18 protein-coding genes are annotated in these 24,413 nt (G+C 57.7%); 1 reads left to right on the top strand and 17 read right to left on the bottom strand.

What is annotated here, in order from left to right:
- Positions 1 to 104 precede the first annotated feature (104 nt).
- From fleQ to I9H09_RS08560, 16 genes are all read right to left on the bottom strand, one after another.
- Entirely contained in the window at positions 105 to 1,580 is a 1,476-nt protein-coding gene (gene fleQ / locus I9H09_RS08635; protein ID WP_024670740.1) for a transcriptional regulator FleQ, read from the bottom strand.
- A gap of 179 nt (positions 1,581 to 1,759) precedes the next feature.
- Positions 1,760 to 2,056 (bottom strand): flagellar protein FliT, encoded by a 297-nt coding sequence (fliT, locus tag I9H09_RS08630; protein ID WP_005890082.1) that lies wholly within the window; start codon positions 2,054 to 2,056, stop codon positions 1,760 to 1,762.
- 26 nt (positions 2,057 to 2,082) lie between these two features.
- Complete coding sequence (gene fliS / locus I9H09_RS08625) at positions 2,083 to 2,472, bottom strand: flagellar export chaperone FliS (protein ID WP_024670741.1); 390 nt, start codon at positions 2,470 to 2,472, stop codon at positions 2,083 to 2,085.
- A gap of 121 nt (positions 2,473 to 2,593) precedes the next feature.
- The gene (gene fliD, locus I9H09_RS08620; protein WP_005890078.1) at positions 2,594 to 4,045 is read right to left on the bottom strand and encodes a flagellar filament capping protein FliD; all 1,452 of its coding nucleotides are present in this window, start codon (positions 4,043 to 4,045) and stop codon (positions 2,594 to 2,596) included.
- A gap of 84 nt (positions 4,046 to 4,129) precedes the next feature.
- The gene (locus tag I9H09_RS08615) at positions 4,130 to 4,522 is read right to left on the bottom strand and encodes a flagellar protein FlaG (RefSeq protein WP_005890075.1); all 393 of its coding nucleotides are present in this window, start codon (positions 4,520 to 4,522) and stop codon (positions 4,130 to 4,132) included.
- Positions 4,523 to 4,594: 72 nt separating this feature from the next.
- Complete coding sequence (locus tag I9H09_RS08610) at positions 4,595 to 5,443, bottom strand: flagellin domain-containing protein (protein ID WP_005890073.1); 849 nt, start codon at positions 5,441 to 5,443, stop codon at positions 4,595 to 4,597.
- A gap of 330 nt (positions 5,444 to 5,773) precedes the next feature.
- Positions 5,774 to 6,700 (bottom strand): ketoacyl-ACP synthase III, encoded by a 927-nt coding sequence (locus tag I9H09_RS08605; protein ID WP_005890072.1) that lies wholly within the window; start codon positions 6,698 to 6,700, stop codon positions 5,774 to 5,776.
- A gap of 305 nt (positions 6,701 to 7,005) precedes the next feature.
- Positions 7,006 to 9,915 carry a TIGR00180 family glycosyltransferase gene (locus tag I9H09_RS08600; protein ID WP_122347220.1) on the bottom strand — a complete coding sequence of 970 codons (2,910 nt, stop codon included), beginning with the start codon at positions 9,913 to 9,915 and terminating at the stop codon, positions 7,006 to 7,008.
- A gap of 113 nt (positions 9,916 to 10,028) precedes the next feature.
- Positions 10,029 to 13,604, bottom strand: coding sequence for a glycosyltransferase (locus I9H09_RS08595; protein WP_122347221.1), 3,576 nt, complete (start codon positions 13,602 to 13,604; stop codon positions 10,029 to 10,031).
- Between the two features lie 88 nt (positions 13,605 to 13,692).
- Entirely contained in the window at positions 13,693 to 15,285 is a 1,593-nt protein-coding gene (locus I9H09_RS08590; RefSeq protein ID WP_054990578.1) for a flagellar hook-associated protein 3, read from the bottom strand.
- Between the two features lie 13 nt (positions 15,286 to 15,298).
- Entirely contained in the window at positions 15,299 to 17,359 is a 2,061-nt protein-coding gene (flgK, locus tag I9H09_RS08585; protein ID WP_054990577.1) for a flagellar hook-associated protein FlgK, read from the bottom strand.
- Between the two features lie 10 nt (positions 17,360 to 17,369).
- Positions 17,370 to 18,611 carry a flagellar assembly peptidoglycan hydrolase FlgJ gene (gene flgJ / locus I9H09_RS08580; RefSeq protein ID WP_005890062.1) on the bottom strand — a complete coding sequence of 414 codons (1,242 nt, stop codon included), beginning with the start codon at positions 18,609 to 18,611 and terminating at the stop codon, positions 17,370 to 17,372.
- A gap of 10 nt (positions 18,612 to 18,621) precedes the next feature.
- Positions 18,622 to 19,731 (bottom strand): flagellar basal body P-ring protein FlgI, encoded by a 1,110-nt coding sequence (locus tag I9H09_RS08575; protein ID WP_236502272.1) that lies wholly within the window; start codon positions 19,729 to 19,731, stop codon positions 18,622 to 18,624.
- 13 nt (positions 19,732 to 19,744) lie between these two features.
- Entirely contained in the window at positions 19,745 to 20,458 is a 714-nt protein-coding gene (flgH, locus tag I9H09_RS08570; RefSeq protein ID WP_005890058.1) for a flagellar basal body L-ring protein FlgH, read from the bottom strand.
- Between the two features lie 84 nt (positions 20,459 to 20,542).
- The gene (flgG, locus tag I9H09_RS08565; protein WP_005890056.1) at positions 20,543 to 21,331 is read right to left on the bottom strand and encodes a flagellar basal-body rod protein FlgG; all 789 of its coding nucleotides are present in this window, start codon (positions 21,329 to 21,331) and stop codon (positions 20,543 to 20,545) included.
- A 46-nt stretch (positions 21,332 to 21,377) separates the two neighbouring features.
- Positions 21,378 to 22,118 carry a flagellar basal body rod protein FlgF gene (locus I9H09_RS08560; RefSeq protein ID WP_024670748.1) on the bottom strand — a complete coding sequence of 247 codons (741 nt, stop codon included), beginning with the start codon at positions 22,116 to 22,118 and terminating at the stop codon, positions 21,378 to 21,380.
- 284 nt (positions 22,119 to 22,402) lie between these two features.
- Between I9H09_RS08560 and I9H09_RS08555 the strand changes: the two genes are divergently transcribed.
- On the top strand, positions 22,403 to 22,594 hold the full coding sequence (locus tag I9H09_RS08555; RefSeq protein ID WP_024670749.1) for a hypothetical protein: 192 nt from the start codon (positions 22,403 to 22,405) through the stop codon (positions 22,592 to 22,594).
- Here the strand turns inward: I9H09_RS08555 and I9H09_RS08550 are convergent, their stop codons facing one another.
- Entirely contained in the window at positions 22,595 to 24,343 is a 1,749-nt protein-coding gene (locus I9H09_RS08550) for a flagellar hook-basal body complex protein (RefSeq protein ID WP_122347222.1), read from the bottom strand.
- Positions 24,344 to 24,413 lie beyond the last annotated feature (70 nt).

The raw sequence follows: 24,413 nt of genomic DNA, 5'->3' as shown, positions 1-24,413 counted from the left end.
GAACCGTCAGTTAAACGGTGTGTTAAGAGAGACTTAGCAATCCTCGTGCCGAAAAAAAACCCCTGAAAATTCAGAGGCTTGATTTTTGGCGTTTACAACAGGCGTCAATCCTCCGCCTGTTCGTCCCCTTCGCGACGGCTCATCCCGTACTTGCGCATCTTCTCGACCAGTGTGGTCCGACGGATCCGCAGACGCTCCGCAGCGCGGGCAACGATACCGTTGGCATCGTCCAGCGCCTGCTGAATAAGGCCCTGCTCAAGGCCACCGAGGTAGTCCTTCAGATCAAGCCCTTCAGGCGGCAGCATGGCACCCGAAGAAAAGTTCGGCGTGTTGCTGTTGATGGCGACACGCTCTTCGATGTCGCTGCGCAAGCTGTCAACCATCTGCTCGTCTTCATCATCGACGTAGCGAAACTTCTTAGGCAGCTCGGCCACGCCAATCACGCCGTAGGGATGCATGATCGCCATGCGCTCCACCAGGTTGGCCAGTTCACGGACGTTGCCCGGCCAGGCGTGACGGCACAGCGACATAATGGCCGCAGAGTTGAAACGGATGGAGCCGCGCTTTTCGTGCTCCATGCGCGAGATCAATTCATTCATCAGCAGCGGGATGTCTTCGACGCGCTCGCGCAACGGCGCCATTTCGATGGGGAATACATTGAGGCGGTAATAGAGATCTTCGCGAAAACTGCCAAGCTCGATCATGTTTTCGAGATTCTTGTGCGTCGCCGCAATGATGCGCACATCGATGCTCTGGGTCTTGTTGCTGCCCACGCGCTCAAACGTACGCTCCTGCAATACGCGCAACAGCTTGACCTGCATCGGCAACGGCATGTCACCGATTTCATCGAGAAACAGAGTGCCGCCATTGGCCAGCTCGAAACGGCCGGCACGGCTGGTGATGGCCCCGGTAAACGCGCCCTTCTCGTGCCCGAACAGCTCGCTTTCAAGCAGTTCGGCCGGAATGGCCCCGCAATTGACCGGGACAAATGGCGCATCGCGGCGCTTTGAATGATAGTGCAGGTTACGGGCGACGACTTCCTTGCCGGTGCCCGATTCACCGAGAATCAGCACGCTGGCGTCGGTGTCGGCAACCTGCTGCATCATCTGCCGTACGTGCTGAATCGCACGGCTGGTGCCTACAAGGCTGCGGAAGAGATTCGGCTCACGATGGCGACCACGCTCGCGAGCCTGATCGTACATTTCACGATAGACCTGGGCACGGTGCAGAGAATCGAGCAGTTTGCTGTAGCTGGGCGGCATCTCGAGCGCCGAAAGCACGCGACGACGCAGGTCCTCCGGCAGCTCGACAGAAGAATTTTCGCTCATCAGCAAGACAGGAAGGAACTCATCCCATGCTGCGATGGTCTTAAGCAGCCCTTGAAGGCTGCCCGGTGCACTGACGCTGCCCACCAGCACGCACAGTACTTCTCGCGTAGACGTCAGAGAGCCGACTATCTGCTGCCAGTCCTGGCTGGAGCAAGAGAGGTTTTCTTCGCCAAGAAAATTCAGGATAACCGCCAGATCCCGGCGGCGCTGGCTATCGTCATCGATTAGCAGAATCTTGATTTCACGCCACATGCAATAGCAACTTCCCTAGTCAACTCAATGCCCATGATTGGGGGGGCAGCTTGGCATCTCAGCCGAATGTAATCTTGAGACGCCAGAAAATAGTAAACATCACTAGTTAAGTCAAAAAAACGGACACAGTCAAATTTATGGCGAAAATCTTGTTCGACAATAAAAATGACAATTAAACATTAACCGAAGAGATGGTATACCTTCGTCGCATTTTTGGCATTCTGGATTTGAGCCATTTCATCGACAACGGCTTGACGCTCACCGGTTGCAATATCAATTAATTGCCGATAGACACCCAGCAGCTCTTCCAGATTGCTGCGCAAAGCAGGTTCATCGGTCGGCGACTCGCCTACAACCGCATCGACACACTCGCGACAGGCCAGGTCAAGCTTGCCTATAGCTTCCCAATCGCGCTCGGCAAGCGCCCCAACCAAGGCCTCTCGGGTTTCTTCGATACGCTTGAGCGCAGCACTCATGTTCTTGTTCTCCTCAGGACATCTGCTTACTGCAGGGTGCCAATCGCATCCCAGCCTTCTTTGACAGTGATCAGCAGGCCAGCAACTTCATCGAGAATCTTCTGGTCATTACGAGCGTTGGCTTCGGCCAGGCGCGTCATCATGTAATGGTAAAGGTTGTCCTGTCTCAGCAGGCTTTCGCTAGGCGAAGTTTCCAGGTCCAGCCCTTCACGCAGCCCACCGACGATGTCGATAGCTTTGCTGATGAGTACGCCCTTATTGGCGATGTCCTTGCGGGTCATCGCACCCTTGGCCTGAGCGATACGGTCAAGACCGCCTTCCATCAACATCTGGACCAGACGATGAGGGCTTGCTTCCGAGGTCTGAGCCTGGGCGCCGATTTTCTGATACTGCCGCAACGCTAACATCGGATTCATAATGGGCCTCGTAACAAATCCAGAATATTGATACTAAGCTATCGACGCACTGCCCGGAAACTTTAGCCCAAAAGCAAGAACCCGACACAGGGTCGGGTTCTTGGCACTTCGGTAAAAGAACTTACGAAGCGTTCTTCTGCGCGTTCATCGCCTCGAAGATCGAGGTGATGCTGCTGGCCGTTGCCTTGAGCTGACCAACGATCAGGTCCATGGCGTTGAATTTCTTGGTAAGCGTTGTGGTCAGCGTCTCGATACGGCGGTCAAGCGCTTCCTTGTCAGCGTCAAGGCGTTTCTGAACCGTGTTCAGGCTTTGGGTCTTGCCGGCCAGAACACCACCAGCCTTGGTGTAGGGGTCGATTGCCTTGCTCATGCGGGTGACCAGCCCTTTATCGCCGTTGAACAAAGCGTCAATCTGACCGCCAAGCTTTTTATCATTCAGCGCGGCGGTGAACTCGACGGCGTTCAGTGACAGCTTGCCATCACCCTGCTGGGTCTTGATCCCCAATTGCGAGAGCGAGTTGAGCCCGTCTCCCGATGTAGCGCTGGCGATCTGATCACGAATGCTGGCGAGCAGCGCACGAGGAGTGGCATCGCCCGTCAATGCAGCTGGGGTGAACACCCCTTTAGCATCCACACTACCCTTGGTCAGCGACGACGTCAGGCTCACCAGAGTGTTGTAAGAGTCGATAAACGTCTGCAGCGATGCTTTGATACCGTCAGTGTTGACCCCTACGGTAACCACTGTATCGCCCGTAGTTGCAGTGCTGGGCGCCAGGAGATTAAATGACACGCCCGAAATCGCCGTGCTTACCGTGTTGGTCTTGCTCGAAAGGGCCAGACCATCGATGGAAAACTGGGCGTCCCCGGCAGTCGCGGAAATCGCACCCGCACCCGGGATCGGCTTGCCATTGGCGTCATTACCAGGGCTGGTAGCACTCATCAGCTTGGTGCCATCGATGTTCAGCGCTTCCTGACCGGCAGCACCTTTGACGGAAATATCGCTGCCAGCGCCCGTAGTGGTTGAACTGAACACCAGCCGGGAGCCGTTGTTGTCAGTGATGATGTTGGCAGAAATACCTTTACCCTGAAGCGACGTGTTTATCTGGTCACGCACTTCCTGCAGCGTAGAGGTCTTGGAGATGTCGACTTTTTGTGTAGTGCCATTTTGAGTGATTTCCAGAACACCACTCGGAATAGCACTGGCTTGCGAGGAACTCATCGCGACGGTCGCAACCTTCGACGCGGTCGCCAGCTTCTGCACATTAAGGGCATACGCGCCGCTGACTGCGGTGTTGTCTGCGGTTGCCTTGACCACTGCTTCATTGGCAGATGACGCAGCGAAGCCCAGAAAAGCAGGCGTGGTTTTGCTGCTCAAGGTATCCATTGCTTTCTGGAAAGCAGCCAGAGCTGATGTCAGCTGGCTTACCCCGGAAAGAGATGCCGTGGTGGTGGCGGTCTGACGGTCGATCTGGTTTTGTTTCGGCGTACGCTCTGCATCAGTCAGCACCTTTACGATACTGCCGATTGCCAGGCCTGAACCCAAACCTGTGGAAGCTGAAATTGGACTTGCCATGGTGCTTCTCCCTTCAAGAATATCGCGAGGCCTGTCGCCTTTTCAAAAAGGCACATAACCCGGCAACAAATACCGTACTGACGATCAGGCCTTGGCGCGGAACAACAAACTGTTCGCATCACTCAGGCTATCGGCCAGCTTCAGGATTTCTGCATTGGGAATCTGTCTTACGACTTCACCGGAATCGCTTGCAATCACTTTGACAATGACTTTGCCAGAATCTTCGTCAATCGAAAACTCAAGATTGCGCTTTACCGTGTGAAAGAATTTCTGGATATCCTCCGCCGCCGCCTTGACTTTGGCGTCGTCATTGGAATCATCCTTGTGAAGGTCGGAACCTTTACTTTCGGCCGTCGCTGCAACACGCTCGACGGGCTTCGTGTCGGCAGGCTTATCAACTGACGGCTCGGTCACGGAGACCTGACTCGCCGGTTGAACGGCCGGATAAGACAAGTTCAGCTTCACACTCATATCCATGACCATCACCTCTGAAAGTAAAAAAGCGAGAGAGCACTGTTAAGTACTCCCCCGCCAAAACTCATTACGGTATTACTGAAGCAGTTTCAGTACAGCAGACGGCAGCTGGTTAGCCTGCGCCAAGATCGAAGTCGAAGCCTGCTGCAGCGTTTGTTGCTTGGTAAGCTGTGCAGTTTCAGCAGCGAAGTCGGTGTCCTGAATACGGCTCAGTGCAGCACTGGCGTTTTCGTTGATGTTCTGCAAGTTGGAGATGGTGCTGGTCAGACGGTTTTGTGCAGCACCGAGATCAGAACGAGTGCTGTTGATGGTCTGCAGAGCCGAGTCGATCGCGGCGATGGCAGCAGAGAAGTTGGTCTCTGCAGCAGCGCTGTCGGAACCGACGATGGTGACTGCCGAACCGACACCCAGGGTGTTTGCGTCAAAGCTGGCGCTCAAAGTCAGAGTGATCTGGTTCGAAGCGCCCGAGTTGGAGCCAACCTGGAAAGTCATGGTGCTTGCAGTACCATCGATCAGCGGCTTGCCGTTCAAGTTGGTGCTGAGGGCGATACGGGTCAGTTCCGAACTCATCTGAGTGAATTCTTTGTTCAGTGCAGTACGGTCAGACTCACTGTTGCTGTCGTTTCGCGACTGAACAGCCAGTTCACGCATACGTTGCAGAATGTTGGTCGACTCTTGCAGCGCGCCTTCAGCGGTCTGAGCAATGGACATACCGTCGTTGGCGTTTTTGATCGCCATGGTCTGACCTTTGATCTGCGAGTTGATCTTGGTGGCGATGTTCAGGCCAGCAGCGTCATCTTTCGCGCTCATGATTTTCAGGCCGGAAGACAGACGACCCATCGAGTTCGACAGTGCGTCGGAGGCGCGGCTCAGGTTCTTCTGGACGCTCAGCGACGTTACGTTAGTGTTTACTGTTAAAGCCATGATGAATTCCTCGTTGGTTTGGTACTACGTGGCTTCCGGCCCCTGCAAGCGCCGGGTGTGCCTAGAGAACCTTCGTAATAGTTATCGTCGCGATGGCAGGTTGCTTGAGGGTTTTTTTTTAATATTTTGCCATCACCCTGCCATCCCTTATAAAACAAGGACTTGGCGTATAATCAGGCGATCACAAAGACAGGCAGACCCCCACAGTAAAGAGCCTGCGCAGAGGGGGCGCCCGGCAGAGAAGTTAAAGTGTGAAGTGCATCACTATTTGTTTTAAAAAAAAACGCCTGGGGACATATCCGCAGGCGTTTTCTGTACAGCCATGTTGAATCAGGCTTTATAGATAATGGCAGAGCCCCAGGAAAGCCCCACCCCGAAACCACTCAATGCGACTCGCTGCCATGAAGAGCCGAGTACGTGCTTTTCAATCAGCAGCGGAATGCTCGAAGACACGGTATTACCTGTCTCGACCATGTCCTTGAGAAACTTCTCGGGCTTGTCTTCGAAGCGACGTGCAACGGCGTCGACGATTGCAGCACTGCCCTGGTGAATACAGAAGGCATCGATGTCGTCAGGCGTAAGGTCTGATTCGGCCAGCAGTTCGTGCAAGTGTGCCGGCACCTTGATAAGGGCAAAGTTGAAGACCTGACGACCGTTCATGAAGAACACGCCATTGCTGACCTTGAGGTGCGGCGCGCCGGAACCGTCGGTGCCGAACTTCGCCTTGCCCAACTGCCAATCGGCGTCTTCACCCATCCAGGTGGCAGTGGCCGCATCACCAAACAACATGGTGGTGTTGCGGTCTTCCGGATCGACAATCTTCGAATACGGGTCGGCGGTGATCAGCAGACCGTTTTTCAGGCCTGCCGCTTCCATGAAGCCCTTGATCGCATAAATACCGTACACATAGCCGGAACAGCCCAGCGAAATGTCGAATGCAGCAACGTTGGTCGACAGGCCCAGTTTGTCCTGAACGATGGCAGCGGTATGCGGCAAGCCTTCCTCGTCGCCGTTCTGGGTGACGACGATCAGCACATCAATGCTTTCGCGCTTGAGCTGGGGGTTGTTGGCAAACAGCGTATTGGCCGCTTCAACGCACAGGTCAGAGGTTTCCTGACCGGCGTCTTTGCGCGGCAGAAAGGTGGAGCCAATTTTCCCAAGGATGAATTCTTCATCCTTGCCGAATTTGGCGCCTTGAGCGTAGTTATCGACGCCTGCAACAGGCACGTAACTCGCTATGCTTTTAATGCCAATCATCATGGCTTCCCGATGAGTAAACAGGTCATTTTCCGTCCCGACGAAATCAGGGCGCTAACGAATAGGGGTGATTTTCAGACATTTTCAGGGCGCTTGGCAGGTTAAAGCAAGTCAGGCGCATGTCGCTCCCTGTAACACAATACAGTGAAGATGCACTTTATGACCTGCAGGTCACTCCGGATTGCATGCTTTGCGATAATTTAAGCGAGGGGAAAACCAGTCGGAGCTTGACAGGCAGGCTCCGCCGAAGAGGCTTTCAAGCAGCGAAACGGCTGCGGCGCAACTGTTTCGCTGGCGTACAGTACTCAAACAGCGAGCGTGAACCCCGGCCCTTTCAGATCAAGGTTTGCGTTGTAGGCTTCATCTTGCGCGAACTGCGCCGACCATTTGTCGATCAGCGCGGCGCGCGCTTGCTCGGGGGCATGCACCACACCGGGATGAACCACCTGAACATGCGGGGTCCATACCGTCAGATACCCCGCCTGCGAAGCCTTGAGGCACAGGTCGACATCGCTCAAACCCTCGGCGAATTCGGCTTCGTCCAGCCCGCCCAGCGCGTCATACAATTGCTTGGCAATCATCAGGCAAGCCGATGAAACGGCAGAGTAATTCTGCTCGACCACCAACCGCTGCATATAGCCTTTGGACGTCTTTGGCTCACCGACAAACCCCGATCCAACCCCACCGTTGAGGCCCAGGATCAGACCGGCCTGAGTCACCGTACCTTCACGGTCAACCAGCTTGGCACCAACTACACCCACCTCCGGACGCTGAGCCTGATTGAGCAATGACTCGATCCAGCCGACGTTGACGATCTGGCTCTGCGCATCCAGCAGGATCAGGTATTCGCCGCCGGCCTCCTGGCTGGTCAGGTTGAGCAAGGCAGAGGCACTCATACGTTGCGAGGCCCGCAGTACACGCACACGCCCGGACACCTGCTCCTGCTTGTCGAGCCAGGTCGACAGTTCGGTGGAAGTGCTGGCGTTGTCGCCGATCAACACTTCGTAACGCTGATAACGAGTACGTTGCAGGATGCTTTGCAGACAGCGCTGCAACTCTGGCAAGTTGTCCTGGCTGTGCAGCAGAATCGAGACCACCGGACGATGGGCATGACGGTAATCGATCTTGTAGGTGCCAGGCTGCGCAGAGCTGATTTCCGCCTGATAGCCACGTTTGCCAAGGTGCCGCTTGAGGGCTTTCTGCTCATCCTGATTGTCTTCCAGCGCAGGCGCTTCGCAGATCAGCACAGGTTCGCTCAGGTGAGCCAGACCGCTCATGCCGCCCTCCTCGATCAGGCGCAGCAACAGATCGAACTCGAGCGCCCTGGGGAACTCTCGCGAGTAACCGCCAGCCTCGACCAGCAAATCACGACGGATCAGCCAATGGCGGGCCATCAAAGCCGGCAGGCTTTGCAGCAGATCAAGGTTGAACCCCGGACGGAACACGGGGGCCAGTGTGCCGTTGGGTTGACGCTGAACTTCGTCGACCGCGACCGCCCGGCACTCTGCTGCATCAACCAGTTCGGCACTTGCCAGGAGCAGACCGCTACGAGTGAACTCTTCACCGGCCTGCGCCAGCATCAGCCAGTCGCTGGGCGACTGCTTGACGACCAGGTTGATCTTGTCGATGTAATTGCTTTCAGTCACCTTCACGAAATGCAGGGTGTTGTGCAGCGTGGTTACTGCCGGCAGTTCTCCGGTCGTGAACACCACCACTTTGAACGACTTGTAATGACTGTTGATCAGGCTGTCGAACGTCGCTTGCAGCTTGAACACGTCTGCGTCCAGATCCAGCAACAGGATACCGATCTGCGAGCCGGCCGATTTACTGGCGAGCTTTTCGGTGATTTGCTTGAGAGCGTCAGGCGCAGGATCACGCGAATCGAGCCAGTTGAGCAGCCGACCGGACGCCATACTGTCGAGCAGTCGGCCGTTGTCGACAGCGGACGCCGCCTGCAGACGCTGCCCCCAGGCGGAAACCAGTTCGATCTGCTTCTCGCTGTCTTCGTCATCTTTATTGTTGCGCAATTCATCGAGCAGGCTCTGCACGACGCCGATATTGAATGCGTAAGTTTCGTAGGCGTACCACAGACGGCTAAGTCGCGCTTCGGCGTCCGGGTTGTTCTGCGCACGCAGCAATTCAGCCTGTTTCAGCAGTGCGGCTTCAAGGCCTTCCATCTGCACGCGGCCTGCCGGCATGACGTGAATCAGGAATTCGATCCTGGCCAGCTCATCGAACAGCGGCTGATTATAAAACGGCAGCTCGACAAACTGGCGAGGCTCGAACAGCGCATCCGACTGCTCAAGAGCGACGTTCCAGACTGCACTGATGATTTTCTCGTCACCTTGAAAACCCTGGGTCTTGAGGCGCTCAGCCATGGCGGCAAACCCGGCCAGAATGTGCTGGGTGCCCTGCACGCCTTCAAAGCCCGAACCTTCGCCGAGCAGCGCGGCCAGTTTTTTGGCAAACGCCTCGCGGGCCGCCTTGGCTTTCGGGTCAGTGTGCTTCACCGCTGCGGCGATGGCCCCGCCGTGGCTTGTACCGGCCTCTTTGCCCGGCGTGAAATGCAGGGCGTACGCAATCGGCAGGATGCGCAGGCGTGCCGCAGCAACCAGGTAGGTCATATGACCGATTTCCTGCCAGTGCGGCTCGGTGTCCTCGGCAACTGAAGCGAACCACTGCTGCGCCAGCTCGGTCCGCGTCACCGCACTGAGCAACGACAGACCTTCGCTCATGAAACCCAGAACCCGCTCGGCAGCATCATCTGAGGCATGGTCTTCGCAGATCTTGCGGTCGCGACGGAAATAGTCCACCTGGCTGACCTGTGCCTGATAGCTCAGGCTGTAGCCCTGACAAGCGCCATAAGTCTGGTTGCTTTCAAGAAAGCTCAACGCTGCGATCAACGCGTCAGGCAGTAGAAAACTGTCAACCGGGGCCTGCACCACGAACGGCGTAGTTATCTGCTTGAGGCCTTCGGCGATCCTTGCACTGAGGCTGGCATTTGCCAATTCGGCGCTTTGCACGTAATGCACGCTGGAATTGCCGGCGATTTCCGCATCAGGCTCAGCCGACGCATCGACCACCACCACGTTGCACGCAAAGGCGCTGTAGTACTTCAAGGCACGACGCAGGAAGTCAGGTTGCTCCTTGGCCAATAGCAGCAGGGTAAGACGCTGATTCAGAGCGGTGTGTTCATTTCCCGAATGGCTTTGCATGGTCTTTCCTTATAGCGAATCGATTGCGCCTTCAACCCGCAGCGGGCGTTGAAGCAAGAGCATAGCGTTCGGCCTCGGCGGGCGAGCCGCTGAGGCCTGTCCAACGAATCAGATTAGTCCGGCAGCCAGCCGTTGGCCCAATACTGCAGGTTTTCTCCGCGCAGCATGAAATCACGCAGCACCGTCTCGCGCAGTTCGTCGCCCATGCGGTAACTGGCGCTGGGGTCGGACAAGTGCATGCGAATTGCCTGCAACCATTCTTCAGAGCTGTTGGTGTACACGCGGGTGGCTGGCAGATGGCCGCGATACGCCTCGGTGTCTGAACAGATGACCGGGTAGCCGCAGGCGCCGTATTCCAGCAACCGCAGGTTGCTTTTACAGTCATTGAAGATATGAAATTCCAGCGGCGCCAGTGCCAGGTCAAGGTTCAGGCTGGCCAGTTTGGCTGGGTAAGTCTTCAGGCTGACCGCCGAGTGAAACTCATGAATGTAAGGTTTGAGCAGATCCGGACACATGCCGAAAAACACCCACTCGACCTCATCAGCCAGTTCACGCACGACGTCCACGATCAGTTCCAGATCGCCGCGATGGCTGGTGCCGCCGCCCCAGCCGATGCGTGGCTTGTCGGAACTGCGACGCTTGCTTCTCAGGTTGTTCCACAGATGGGTCGCCAGCATGTTCGGCACTACGCGAATATCGCTGTGCATGCTCGACAGTACCTCGGCCAACGGGTGAGTCGACACCACTACCCGGTCGCACAGGCCGATGCCCTTGCGCAGCATGGCGCCAATGTTGTCGGGCATGTTGCGCTTGTGCTCGTTTCGCTCCGGAACATCGGCGATGTAATCATCGAGCTCGAATATACGCATCGCATTGGAATAGTTCTTGGCCAGCTCGATGTCCGGGACCTTGGCTTCGGTGTAGCGCCCCTGAAACACGATGACATCTGGCGACTGACGCTCTATCTCGACCGGCGATGCCGTCTCGTAGGTCATGCGGCCAACCACCCGCCCGGCACTGATCAATTCAAGCAATGGCTGGCTGACCCGGTAATGACCGACCGCCGACGAGTTGACCGCCATGCCGAGGATAGAAGGCAGATGACGGCTGCAGAACGGGTCCCAGCCGACCAGCAGGCCGGGATCAAGGGTAAACGACAGCGTTTCGTTGAGGTACAGGTTGGTGTTGTACGCCTGATCCCTGGCCATCTTCGGCAGCCATTTCTGGAAGAATGCCTTTTGTTCGTTATCGAGCGCCTTGCGCAAGGTCTCGTTACGCTCTGCGGCACCGGGCTCGGCCAGCACCATTGACGAATCGGGGGTGCCGACAATCAGGTAACCCTCACGACCGACGCGCATGCACAGGTCCAGATCCTGCAGCCCCTGCGTGAAGGTCGCGGCGTCCATTTCTCCCGCGCTGTCGAACACTTCCTTGCGCACCATCAGGCAATTGCCGCTGACCGCACTCCAGTTCTGCGTCAATTGCAGGCGCTGCATGTAGCCGCTCGCCCCTGCCGGGAAATTGATGAAGGGCCGACCAGCCAGGCCGTCCATGCCCATCACCATGCCCGCATACAGAACAGTGCCCTGCGGGTTGAGAATACGTGGGCCGACGATTCCGACCTCAGGGCGCTGAGCGTGATTGAGCAGCCCTTGTAGCCAGTCAGCCTGATGAATCATGGCATGCGGGCTGAGCATCAACAGATAATCGCCACGCGCCTGACGGGCAGCATGGTTCTGAGCGAATGCTTCGCTGCCTGTTTCAGGCAACGAAAAAATCCGCAGTTTGTCGGTGCCTAGCAGGCTCATCGCCGCAAACCACTCGCGAGCATCGGCGCCTTCACTGGCATTATCGACGACCAATACTTCGTAGTTCGGGTAGGTCGTATTACTGAGCAGGCTATCTACGCAGCGCTCCAAAGCGCCCAACTGGTCCTTGGCAGTAATGATGACCGACACCAGAGGCAGTGACGGATGCACGTACTCGATGCGGTTCAGCAACGGCAAATGGTCATGGTGAATCACATGATCCCTGCCGATACGCGTCAGGTGGGCGGCCACTACCGATTCGTTGTGTTCAGCGACACAGGGCAATGACAGCCAGTCGGCAAACGCCAGGCGGGACTCGACCTGCACCTCGGCGATATGCTCAATGGTCTGCGGCCCTACACCCTCGACCAGGCGCCAGATGACGTCATGGGGTGCCAGCTCCGCGTGGGCCGAATCAAAACCGCCCATGTCGAGCAGGTTGCGGCGTTCGAACGCCAGCGTGCGCCCCACATAAGGGTAGGCACGCAGCAGGTCCAGATTGAAACCAGGCTTGAAAATAGGCTCTCTGGATTCGTCTTCGACCAGAGCCCCTTCATCACTGTAGATACACAACAAGCCAGAAGTCTGGGCGATACGCTCGGCCAGCACCAGCAGCGCGGGCTGGGTCAATCGGTCGCCAGCGCGAAGCAGGTAAACCCAGTCGGCGCTGTCCAGCAGCGGCAGTACTTCGTTCAACTGCCGAGCCCAATCGCGCTGTAAGGAAAAACGCAATACCTGAGGGTCGTCAACGTCAGCGTTGGTCAATACCACCACCGAATCGGCAGCGTAATCCTGCTCGGCAATGCTACTCAGCGTGATGTCAAGACCTTCGGCATCACCGTCAGGGTCGATGATCACCGGGACAATCCGCGGCTGCCAGGCCCAACTGCCAATGCGTCGTTCCAGCAGCTTTTTTTGCGGAACCGAAAAGCGTCGGCAGGACAGCCACTCCGCGTACAGCTCGGCATAACTGTCGCTGTTGCTGCCGACGCGGCTCATCATGATGCCCTGTCGACCGGCCATTACCCCGTAGAGGCCAACTTCATCCCACTCGCGCGGCACTTCGTGCGCTCTGCGCAATGGCAGGAAACGCGCCCAGCCCTGGGCAGGTGCGTCTTCCCCGCTGCGCGCCTTGAGCATTTCATTCAGCCAATCCCATTCGGTGGTGGCTTTTTGAAGCATATCCGTCTGACTGCTGAGGCGACCGGGATGAAGCCGCTCGGTGCTCTCGATAGCGTTAAGCACCACAAGATTGCCGCGACGCAGCAAGCAAATGAAAAGCGTGAAATCCAGCAGTGCGACAAAGCCCTGCCCCGGCACCGCAAGGGACGGCAGATACTCCAGGACATCGGCACTACGCATCAGCGCACCGCTGAAACCGCCGAGATAATTGCGTGACGTACGCTCGAAGATCGCCAGCATGTCCTCACCCTTGAACACGGCGTCGTACGGTACAAGACCGACGTTTTCCATGCGCGCCGGCAGTACATAATCATCCACATCCACCAGATGGCGTTTGCTGACGACAAGCTGCACATCCGGATAGGTGTCGAGGGTCTGCGCCTGATGCGCGACGCAGTAGGTGTAGAGGCGGTCATCGTCGCAGAGAAACTTGATGTATTCGCCGTCAGCCTCTTCCAGACACTTGAGCAAGTTGCCCTGAAAACCCAGACGCCGAGGATTGCCTACGTAGCGCGCTCGCTCGTGGCCGGAAGGCACCAGCTCGTCAAAAATCGTTTTTATCTCGTCGGTAAGGCAATCGTCGCAGACGATGATTTCGATATTGTCGTACACCTGATCCAGAGCACTTTGCAGCGCAGCACGGAAAAAGCGTGGGTTGAGGGCGGGGATGACGACACTGACGAGAGGGGCTGAATTCACTATTACAGACTCGCGAGCGGCGGGAAACCAACAGGTCGAATGGCTCCCCTTACCGCTGAAAAAAGACGGCGGATGCTCACGTCAGGGTTCAAAGCTGACTGAACAGGTTCAACTTGGATAGCATGGTAAACACCTGCTGGGAAGCATCCAGCATGGTCTTCTGCAGCGTCAACCGGGTAGTTGCCTCGACGATGTCGGCGTTGACGTAAGAGCCCTGCTCCGTGGTGTTGTTGCCCTTGAGCAGATCGTTGGTCACGCCCTGAGCAATTGCCGCAAGCTGACGCGCACCGCCAGCGGAACGCGCCGTGGATGCCTGTTCGATACTGCTGCTCATGTTGCCCAGCGCGGTATTCAGCGACGCAGTCAGTTTCTGGGAAGCTACCAGATTGCCGTCGGTGGGCGTTGACAGCGCCTTGATGGCAGCTGTCAGTGTATTCAGTATGTTTTCGGTCTGGTGGGTACCGGACTCGACGACGAACTGATCGCCAGCCGCAGGCGTGCCGCTCAGGTTGAAGTTGACCCCGGAAGCATTGGCCGTCGACCCAGTCATAGTGCCGCTGGATACCGGCTTGCTGTTGCTGGTCAGTGGCGCTGCGTACAAATCGTAAGCGGTCGGGCTGGTGAACTTGAGAATCGCGCCTTCGGTCGGGAACGTATTGTTGAACGCGGTACGGTCGGCAGCCGTATTACCGACATTCGAGCTGCTGACGGTAGCGGTCGATGTATTACCGGCACTGCGCGACGTGGAAACGCTGTCTGGCGTCGAAGCCAGTTGATAACTGCGGTTGGTCAGCGCGGCATCGGCTGTGGCTTGCGAAGCTCTGTCTGCAGCAGGCAGGTTGATGTTGAGGCTCAGTTCCACACCCCGGAAGGTAAACGACTGAGCATCGAACGAGCCATTGCTGAACTTGCCTCCGGACGACGTATCCGTGGTCACATCGGTGCCAGTGGCATCGGTGATCTTGAATTGCGTGCCGCTCAGGAACGTCATCGTGTAGGGTTCGCCGCCCTGATAACTCGAGTTGTAGACCGGGGTAGACGTCACCAGGCCACCGCTGAGGCTGACCTTGCCATCATCGGTTGCCGGGGACATCAATGTCGAGGACGTGCGAGTGGTGTTGACCGCCTGCTCGAACGCGTCGAAACCCGTCGTGTTGCTGGCCATTACCAGACCATCGCCCACCGCCAGATTGATGCTGGTCTGGTCGCCCTTGTAACTGTATGAACCGTCGGCGTTCTGGGAATACGGCGGCGTCGAGGCCTTCGACCCGGCAAATATGTACTTGCCGTTAGGGTCCTGGCTGTTCATCAAGCCTAGAATCTGGCCCTGATACTGCTTGAGCGCCGCGGCTTTGGCGAGACGATCAGAGTCAGTGTAGGCGCCGTTGGCAGCCGATACGATTTCATCGCGGGCAGCCTGCATCGTGTCGATAATGCTGCTCAGCGTAGTTTCAGTGGTCACCACGTTGGTATTGATCGTGCCGATATTGCCTTCGTACTGGTTCAGCATGGAGTTCTGCTGAGCCAGTTGCAGAACACGGGCTGCGCCGACCGGGTCGTCGCCTGCCGTATTAAGCTTGATGCCGCTGGAAACCTCTTCGCCGGTCTTGCTGAGGTTCGAATAGTTACGCTGATAATTAGCGTTCGTGGCTTCGTAAAACTGGGTAGTCGAGATACGCATGGCTCACGATTCCTTAAAGGCTGTTAATCAGCGTGCTGAAAATGGTTTGTGCCGCCTTGATGATCTGCGACGAGGCCGTGTAGTACTGCTGATACTTGATCAGGTTGGAGGCTTCTTCGTCGAGCGATACACCCGAGACCGAATCACGTGATGCCTTGGCCTGACCGACAACGGCAGCAGTGGCCGTGACATCGTTCTTGCCTTGGCTCGCCAGAGTGCCCACCACCGAAACCAGGTTGGCGTAAGAACCCGAAAGGCTGCTACCCACGCCACCGTTGCTCACGCCGACGGTCTTGGCCGTCTGCAGCCCTACTACAGCCAGCGCGTTGCGGTTGTCGGACGAACCACCGCCCGTCATGCCGATGCTGAAGGTATCGTTGGCAACCGGCGATCCGGAAATCGTCATTTGCAATTCGAAGGCGGTCTTGCTGCTCGGTGTTGTCGTAGTGTCGGTGTAGCCGACGTTCAACTTCACCGTGTTGGCCTGACCCTGAATGATCGAACCGCCCACCGCGTTGCCGTTCTGGTCAAGCACTGCGCCGCCACTGGCATTGATCAGGCTATAAGTCTGCACGCCGGTACTGCTGACGGCACCCATCACAAGTTTCATGGGGGTGGAATCTTTGAGCGCATTGCGCAAGTCGGCAGTCTGCGTGCTGCTGTAGATATTTGATTTGGTGTTCAGCACCGGCTGGGTGAAACCACCCGTGCCGGAGTTACTGCTGCCCGCCGTCGCCGTCAGTGGCGCTGCGGCTGCAATGTCCTTGGCATCGGTCAGGACCACCGAGATGCCTGAGGCGCCAGTGCGTGTCGGTGTGAGCTTGAAACTGTCACCCGCGGCCAGATTGTTGCCGTTGAGGCTGACGCTGAAACCGTCGAACTGCTTTGGCGGGTTGTCACTCAACGCACCGGCGCCCACGCTCTCACCGTTGGGCAGGCGACGGATCGTGAAATTGGAAGCATCACTGAACGTTACTTCGTAATCATCGGCGGTCAGCTTGCTGGCATCACCGATGGTGACGTTCAGATTGCCGGAACCACCGCTGTTGGTGGTTTTGCCGATGCTGCGCTGGGTGATGGCATCAGCGCTGTTGATGCTGGAATATAGGCTCGAACCAAAATTACCCTTGCTGTCGATACCCTGGTTCAGCTGGCTGTTGACCTGATCCGACAGCACCATCGCAGTACGGCCCAGTTCATTGGCCGCAGGCACCAGCACTTCGGAGCGATAACGCAGCAGCCCGCCGATCGAACCGCCGGTGAGGACTGAGGTGACGTCGGTCTGAGTCTGGCCGTAGGCGATCTGCACGTTGTATTGCAACGGATCGGACGGGCTCGGGGTGGCCGACATCTTGTAGGAGGTACCACCGCTGACCAGAGATTGCCCGGTGCCGGTATAGATGTCGTAGTTACCGTTGTTCTCGACCACCTTCACACCCACCAGCTCGTTGAGTTGGCGAACCGCTTCGCTGCGCGAGTCGAGCAGTGTGTTTGGCGTGGCGTGGCCCGCCGACGCCTGAGTAATCTGCTTGTTCAGGCTCGCCAGCGTGGTGGTCAGCTCATTGACCTGCTTGGTGTAGGTATTGAGCTGGGAATTGACGTTGTCATTCTGCGTGGACAACTGCGAAGAGACCGAATTGAAGCGTGCGCTCAGCGCGCTGGCCTGGGTCAGGAACGAAGAACGTTCCGCCGACTGCGTGGCGCTGGTGGCAATACCCTGCATCTTGGTAAAGAAATCCGCCAGCTGGACGGAAATACCCGTCGCATTGTCGGACAGCAGCGTATCGGTCTTGCCTGCCTGACCGGAATAGGCGACTGCATCCGCGCTAAGGGCGGTGCTCGATTGCAACTGGGTGTCCAGGTAGCTGTTGTAGATGCGACGCACGTCGGACAACGTTGTGCCGGTGCCGAGATAGCCGACACCCTGACCAAGGGCAATCTGTGCCGACGCCGTACTCAGCACTTGCTGACGCGAGTAACCAGCGGTGTCCACGTTGGCCGTGTTGTTACCGATGGTGTTGATCGCAGCACTACTGGCGTTGATACCTGAAAGCCCAATTGAAATCAGCGACATGATTAAAACCTTATAAAGTCGTGGAAGAGCCCGTTGCAGCGGCGTATGTCTGGTAACTCTTCATCTGCTTCGCAATCTGCGAAATCTTGCTGGCATAGTCCGGGTCGGTGGCGTAACCGGCCTTCTGCAATTCTTTTACAAACTGTTCCGGTTTATCGGCCGAGTTGACCACTTCTTTATATCGATTGTTGTTCTGCAGCAGGCTGACCAGATCATGGAAGCTGTCAGCGTACGAACCATAGGAGCGGAAATCTGCCGTTTCCTTGACCATTTTGCCGTCGCGGAACTCACTGGTGATAGCGCGCGCCTCGGCGCCCTTCCAGCTACCGGCGGCCTTGATGCCGAACAGGTTATGACTGCTGCTGCCGTCCTGCTGACGCATGATTGACTTGCCCCAGCCGGTTTCCAGCGCGGCCTGAGCCACCAGCATGACCGGGTCGACACCGATACGCGCTGCGGCTTCCTTGGCCAGCGGCAACATGGTCTCGACGAACTGATCGGCGTTGCTGAACGCGCGCTTGGCCGGGGCCAGCGGCGGCTGGGCCATCGTGCGCACGTATTCCGGCGCAGGCGCCAGGTTCGGGTCGAGTGTCCAGTCGCCGTTCTTGCCAGCGATCCCCGGAGCAGCGCGAGCCGGCACAGGACTGTTGGTCACCGCTGCGGTGGCCGACGGCACGATGCCTGCCAGCAGGCGGTCGGTGAGCTTGCTCGGCAAGGACAGGCGACGGGCATTGAGCATGGCCATGTCGTTGCGGCCTTCGCCGGACGCCGAAGCCGCTGCAGCTGCCTGGTCTGCCGCCGCCGAGCGCGTGGCCCACAGCGGACGCTGGTAAACACTGGTCGCCAGACCGGTCTTGGCAGGCGCCGCGTCAGTGGCGGTCGCAGGCCTGGCCGCATCGGTCGGAGCCGCGTGCTGGATGCCCTTGTCTTTCGACAACTGGCGCATCAGGACGTCCTGCAGGCCGATACCGTTACCACGGGTAGACAGCGTGACTGCCAATTGCTGGTCATACATGTCCTGATACTGCCGCGTCGCCGCGGTGTTCATCGGGTTGTCCTTGGCCAGCACTTCGTTGGCCGAGCGCATGGCCTTGAGCATCTGGCTGACGAACAGCGATTCGAACTCGCGGGCCACCTTTTTCTGGTTTTCCACGCTGTCCTTGTCGCCATGCTTCAAAGCCGCCAGACGGTTGACGTCGGTGTAGGCACCGGAGTCGACCGCTGATGAAATTCCGCCCTTTGGCATATCCATGCGCAAGTCCTCAGATAACGATCAGGTCGGCTTGCAGTGCGCCGGCCTGTTTCAGGGCTTCGAGAATGGCCATCAGGTCACCGGGCGCAGCACCCACCTGATTGACCGCACGGACGATCTCATCCAGCGTGGTGCCTGGACCGAACTTGAACATCGGGTGCAGCTCCTGCTGGGCATTAACCCGCGAACGGGGCACTACCGCGGTCTGGCCACCGGACAGCGCGCCCGGCTGGCTGACGATCGGGTCTTCGGTAATGGTCACGGTCAGGCTGCCGTGCGTCACAGCGGCAGGCGAAACCTTGACGTTCTGGCCGATGACGATGGTGCCGGTCCGGGAATTGATGATGACCTTGGCAGCGGTCTGGCCTGGATCGACTTCCAGGTTCTCCAGAATCGACAGGTAATCGACACGCTGACCCGGATCAAGCGGCGCGGTCACACGCACCGAGCCACCGTCCAGCGCCTGGGCAACGCCAGGGCCGAGCAAGTCGTTGATCTTGTCCACAACCCGCTTGGCCGTGGTGAAGTCGGAACGGTTCAGGTTGAGGGTCAGGGTATTGCCCTGATTGAAGCCGCTCGGCACCGAGCGCTCTACCGACGCACCACCTGGAATGCGCCCCGAAGACGGGACGTTTACAGTGATTTTCGAACCGTCACGACCTTCCGCATCGAAACCACCCACGACCAGGTTGCCCTGAGCGATGGCGTAGACGTTGCCGTCGACACCTTTCATAGGCGTCATCAACAACGCACCGCCACGCAGGCTCTTGGAGTTACCGATCGAGGACACGGTGATATCGACCGTCTGACCCGGCTTGGCAAACGCCGGGAGGTCTGCATAAACAGCCACCGCCGCGACGTTTTTGAGCTGTACGGTGCCGGAACCGGCCGGCACCTTGATGCCGAATTGCGACAGCATGTTGTTGAAGGTCTGCAGGGTGAACGGGGTCTGGGTTGTCTGGTCACCTGTACCGTTGAGACCCACGACCAGACCGTAACCGATCAACTGGTTGGCCCGTACGCCGGAGATGCTTGCGATGTCCTTCAGGCGCTCGGCCTGAACGCCGAACGTTGTGGACAACAACAAGGTCGCCGCTATCAGTTGCTTGAGCTTGATCATGTCTATCCCGCTATCAGAAAGGGAACAACGGGCTGAGGAAGAACCGGTCGAACCAGCCTGGCTGGCTGGTATCGGCAAAGGCTCCGGTCCCCGAATAGGTGATGCGTGCATCGGCAATACGGGTAGAAGAAACAGTGTTGTCGGTTGCAATGTCGTCGGCGCGAATAAGCCCGGCGATCCGTACCAGTTCATCACCGGTGTTGAGGGTCATCCACTTCTCGCCACGCACAGACAGGATGCCGTTGGGCAGCACATCCGCAACCGTAACGGTGACCGAACCGGTCAGGCTGTTGCTCTGCGCGGCCTTGCCGTCACCTTTGGTCGTCCGGGCGCCGTTGTAACCGGCGTTCAAACTGAGGTCATTGCCGCCAATCGGATTGTTGGTAGTCAGCCCCGAACCGAACAGCGAGGTCAGGCCAATACTGTTGTTGCTGTTCTTGGACATGGCGGATGTCGCCGCCTTGCTTGCCGCCATACGCTCGGAAAGCGTGATGGTGATGATGTCGCCGACACGGAACGCTTTGCGGTCGCCGTACAGGTTCTGCTCGAAACCGGCCTGATAGATGGCGCCATTGTTCGAAGCAGCCGACATGGGCGTACGCGGCAACACCGGAGCGTAGTAAGGGTCATTGGGCTTTGCCGTCGGCGCAACACAGCCGGACAGCAGGGTGATCCCGCACAATGAAGCGATCAACACTGAAAGACGCGGAACACTAAGGCGGTTCATGACACTTGAAACCTCGCGGTGTAGCAGGCGCTTATCAGGCGCCCTGTCGGATTGAGCAGTTTTCCTGGCAACAACATCAGTGCCTTAAAGGTTCTGAGTCAGGTTTTGCAGCATCTGGTCAGCGGTGGAGATCACTTTGGAGTTCATCTCGTAAGCGCGTTGGGTGGTGATCATGTTGACCAGCTCCTCTACCGTGCTGACGTTCGAGTTTTCCAGGGTGTTCTGCAGGGTCGGGCCCAGGCCGTTGAGGCCCGGCGTGCCGATCTGCGGCGCGCCGCTCGAACCGGTTTCCAGGTACAGGTTGCCACCGATGGCCTGCAGGCCGGCCGGGTTGATGAAGTCGGCAGTCTGAATGTTGCCGATGATCTGCGGCGTTGCGGTTGCACCCGCCAGCGTGACCGAAACCGTACCGTCCTGGCCGACCGTGAAGGTCTGTGCAGCCTGTGGTACGACGATCGCAGGCTCGAGGGCATAACCGTTGGCGGTCACGATCTGGCCGTTGGCGTCAAGGTGGAAGGTACCGTCGCGGCTATAGGCCACGGTGCCATCCGGCTGAGTCACTTGAAAGAAGCCGCGACCGTTGACCGCCAGGTCCAGCGGGTTGTTGGTGGTCTGCAGGCTGCCTGCCGTGAAGTTCTTTTGCGTGCCGACAATGCGCACACCGGTACCCAGTTGCAGGCCGGACGGCAGTTCGCTGTCCTGAGTGGACTGAGCGCCTGGCTGACGCTTGATCTGATACAGCAGGTCCTGGAACTCGGCGCGATCACTTTTGAAACCTGTGGTCGAAACGTTCGCCAGGTTGTTGGAGATCGTGGTCAGGTTGGTGTCCTGAGCGGCCAGGCCGGTTTTGGCGACGTATAGTGCAGGAAGCATGTGTGTTCTCCTCAAGCGCCGGTTTGTCGGCGCAAGCTGTCATTGATTAGCCAAGTTGCAAGACGCGCGCCATAGACTGATCGTCTTCTTCAGCGGTCTTCATCATCTTGACGTGCAATTCGAATTGACGGGACAAGGCCAGTACCGAGGTCATTTCCTCGACCGCATTGACGTTGCTCGCCTGCAGAAAACCGGACTCGACCTGAACCGTGGCATCTGCATCGGCAGGCCGACCGGTCTTGGTGTGAATCAGGCCGTCAGGGCCTTTTTCCATGGTCTTGAGATCAGGCTTGACCAGCTTGATGCGGTCAACCTGGGCCATCACCTGCGGGCTCTCGCCCAGCGAACGGATGCTGATGGTGCCGTCGGAGCCGATCTCGATCTGCTGCTGAGGCGGCACGGCGATCGGACCACCATTGCCCATTACCGGCAAACCGCTGCCGTCGCGCAACACGCCCAGCGCATCGATGTTCATGCCGGAACTGCGGGTGTACGCTTCACCACCGTCGGGCGTCTGTACTGCGATCCAGCCATCACCCTTGACGGCGATGTCCAGTTCACGACCGGTCTGTACCATCGCGCCAGCGGAGAAATCAGTGCCAGGGCGTTCGCTCATGGCATAGGCACGGGAAGGCATGACCTCGCCAAACACCGGCATCGAGCGGGCCTGTTCAAGGTCACGCATGAAACCGTTGGTCGAGACGTTTGCCAGGTTGTTGGCGTGAGCCTTCTGCGCAATCGCGTTTTCAGATGCACCGCTCATGGCGACGTAAAGCAACTTGTCCACAGTCTTCCTCCTCCGACAGACGCTTGCCGCCTGTAGCTGTTCTGAAAGGGTTAAAGCAATTTTGGGACCAACTTGTCAGGAACGATACAAATGCTTGATTAGTCAGCAAAAACGGGCACCCGAGATACAGGTCGAGGCAAAGCGCCAGCCAATAGCGGCGGCGGACTGCCGCCCCTCCTTCGCCGAAGCCGATACAACGCCAAAAAAACTTCGCACACACGCATCGACGACCCGGACGACAGTGATAATCTGGCCGTCATTACAGACCTCATCGGTAAATCGCCATGTCTTTTCGTGGGTGCTTCGTCGGCACTGCAGCTGCCAGCCTGATGGCCCTGGCGCTGCTCGCCCAGGCCGCCCCCGCGCATTACTACAAATGGCAGGGCGACAGCCGCATCGTCTGTGCCCAGAGCAGCCCCGGGCCGGGCTGGAAACGACTGAAAGGCCACTTCATCAAGGCCGACTGTTCGATCTGATCAAGTCGATTGAATCAGCGTCTGCATCAGCGTGACCTCTGTGGATATCGCCTTCGAGTTGGCCTGATAGGCCGTCTGCGCCTGAATCAGGGCGATCAGCTCATCCGCGAGCACGACGTTCGACCCCTCCAGCCCGCCACTGATGATGCTGCCCAGCGTGCCGATGCCCGGCACGTCGTAGTCGGCCACTCCGGAATCGGCAGTTGCCGCCCAGCGTGTGTCGCTGCGCGGCTGCAAACCGTGAGGGTTGGCGAAACTGGCGAGCATCACCTGACCAATATCCTTGTTCATGCCGTTGGTGAAACCCGCGCGCAAGATGCCGTCGCGCCCGACGTCCAGGCTCTTGAGTTCACCTGCCGAATGACCGTCGACGTAGGCAGACGAGCGCGAGCTGGCGGCGTTGTGCTGAAGCAGATTGGTAAAGTCGATGGTCATGCCGTTGGCGCTGCCAGCCGCCCCGTTGGGTACCCAATGCTCGCGCTCGGTACCGGGGCTCGCCACCATCGCCGGCGACCAGCCCGTAAGCTGCAGCAGGTTGCCTTTGCTGCTGTCCAGACCAGTGCTGCCGGTCAGCGACACGACCGAACCATGGGTATCGAACACGATGTTGGCCGTAAGCGGCGCTTTTGATTCGGGTTGTTGCGGGTTTCGATCATCAATCAGTACGTGCATCCGCCAGCTGTTGGTGCCGTCTTTCACGAAGTATTGTTTCAACTCGTGCATGTTGCCCTGACTGTCAAAAATCTGATTGCCGAACATCCTGCTGTAAGTGTTCAAATCAGAGGCATCGAAGTCCGGAACAGAACGACTCATGACCGAATCGGCGGGGTCGAGAACACTTACTCCAGCCTCTTCCAGCGGCAACGAAACAGTGCCGCCATTGAGAGAACCGCTTGCCATCCACACGCCATTGACTTGCCTGGCAGGCACCCAGTCCTGCAACGCAAACTCAGTGTCCGAGATTTTACGAATGTGCTGGTTATTATCGCTATACGACAGAGAGCCATCGGGTTTGAGCTCAACGCGTACTTGCAGCGGCGTCACACTGTCTGGGTCCAGCGGGTTGCGCCCATCCACCAACACATGCATCGTCCACTGGTTATCTTCGGTCTTGACGAAGTACTGCTTGAGCTCGTGATCAGCCGCCTGCACAGGAACAATCCCCACGTCCTGAATGGTACGGCCAGCAACCCGAGTGTAGGTCGCCGGGTTGGCAGGATCAAAAACCGGCAAGCGGGAGAGCGAGGGCAGCGACGAATCCAGATTGATATTTTCCGACACTCTGGTCGTGGCCCTGGCTGCGACGTTGGACGTGTCGATCTGCAAGTCCGTGCGAATGCCACTGATTATTTCGCCCTTGTCATTCGCCGCATAGCCTTGCAAGCGGCCGCCATCGCTGTCGACCACAAAATTGGCGGCATCCTTGAGGAAAGCGCCGGCTCGCGTATAGGCCAGAGAGCCCTGATCACTCACCACAAAGAAGCCGTTACCCTGAATGCGCATGTCCAGCGCATTGCCGGAACTGATCACCGTTTCACCCTGATTGAAGTTCTGCTGCACCGCAGCCAGTCGCACACCATCGCCCACGGCATTGTTTCCATTGCCGAGCTGCGCGGACGAATACAAGGCCGAGAATTGCGCACGAGAGGATTTGAAACCGAGGGTGCCTACGTTGGCGATATTGTTGCCTGCTACCTCCAGTCTCTTGTTGGCAGCGTGAATACCACTGATCGCTGTGTTGAATGACATGAGTACTCCCTTGCCACAAAGGCATTTTATAGAGGAGTTTTATTCTCACACCATCGTGCGTAGGACATTT

It is taken from the genome of Pseudomonas tremae, from assembly GCF_023278125.1.
GTDB lineage: Bacteria > Pseudomonadota > Gammaproteobacteria > Pseudomonadales > Pseudomonadaceae > Aquipseudomonas > Aquipseudomonas tremae.
Note: the sequence above shows the minus strand (reverse complement) of the source record. Positions and strands in the feature narration are given on the sequence as shown.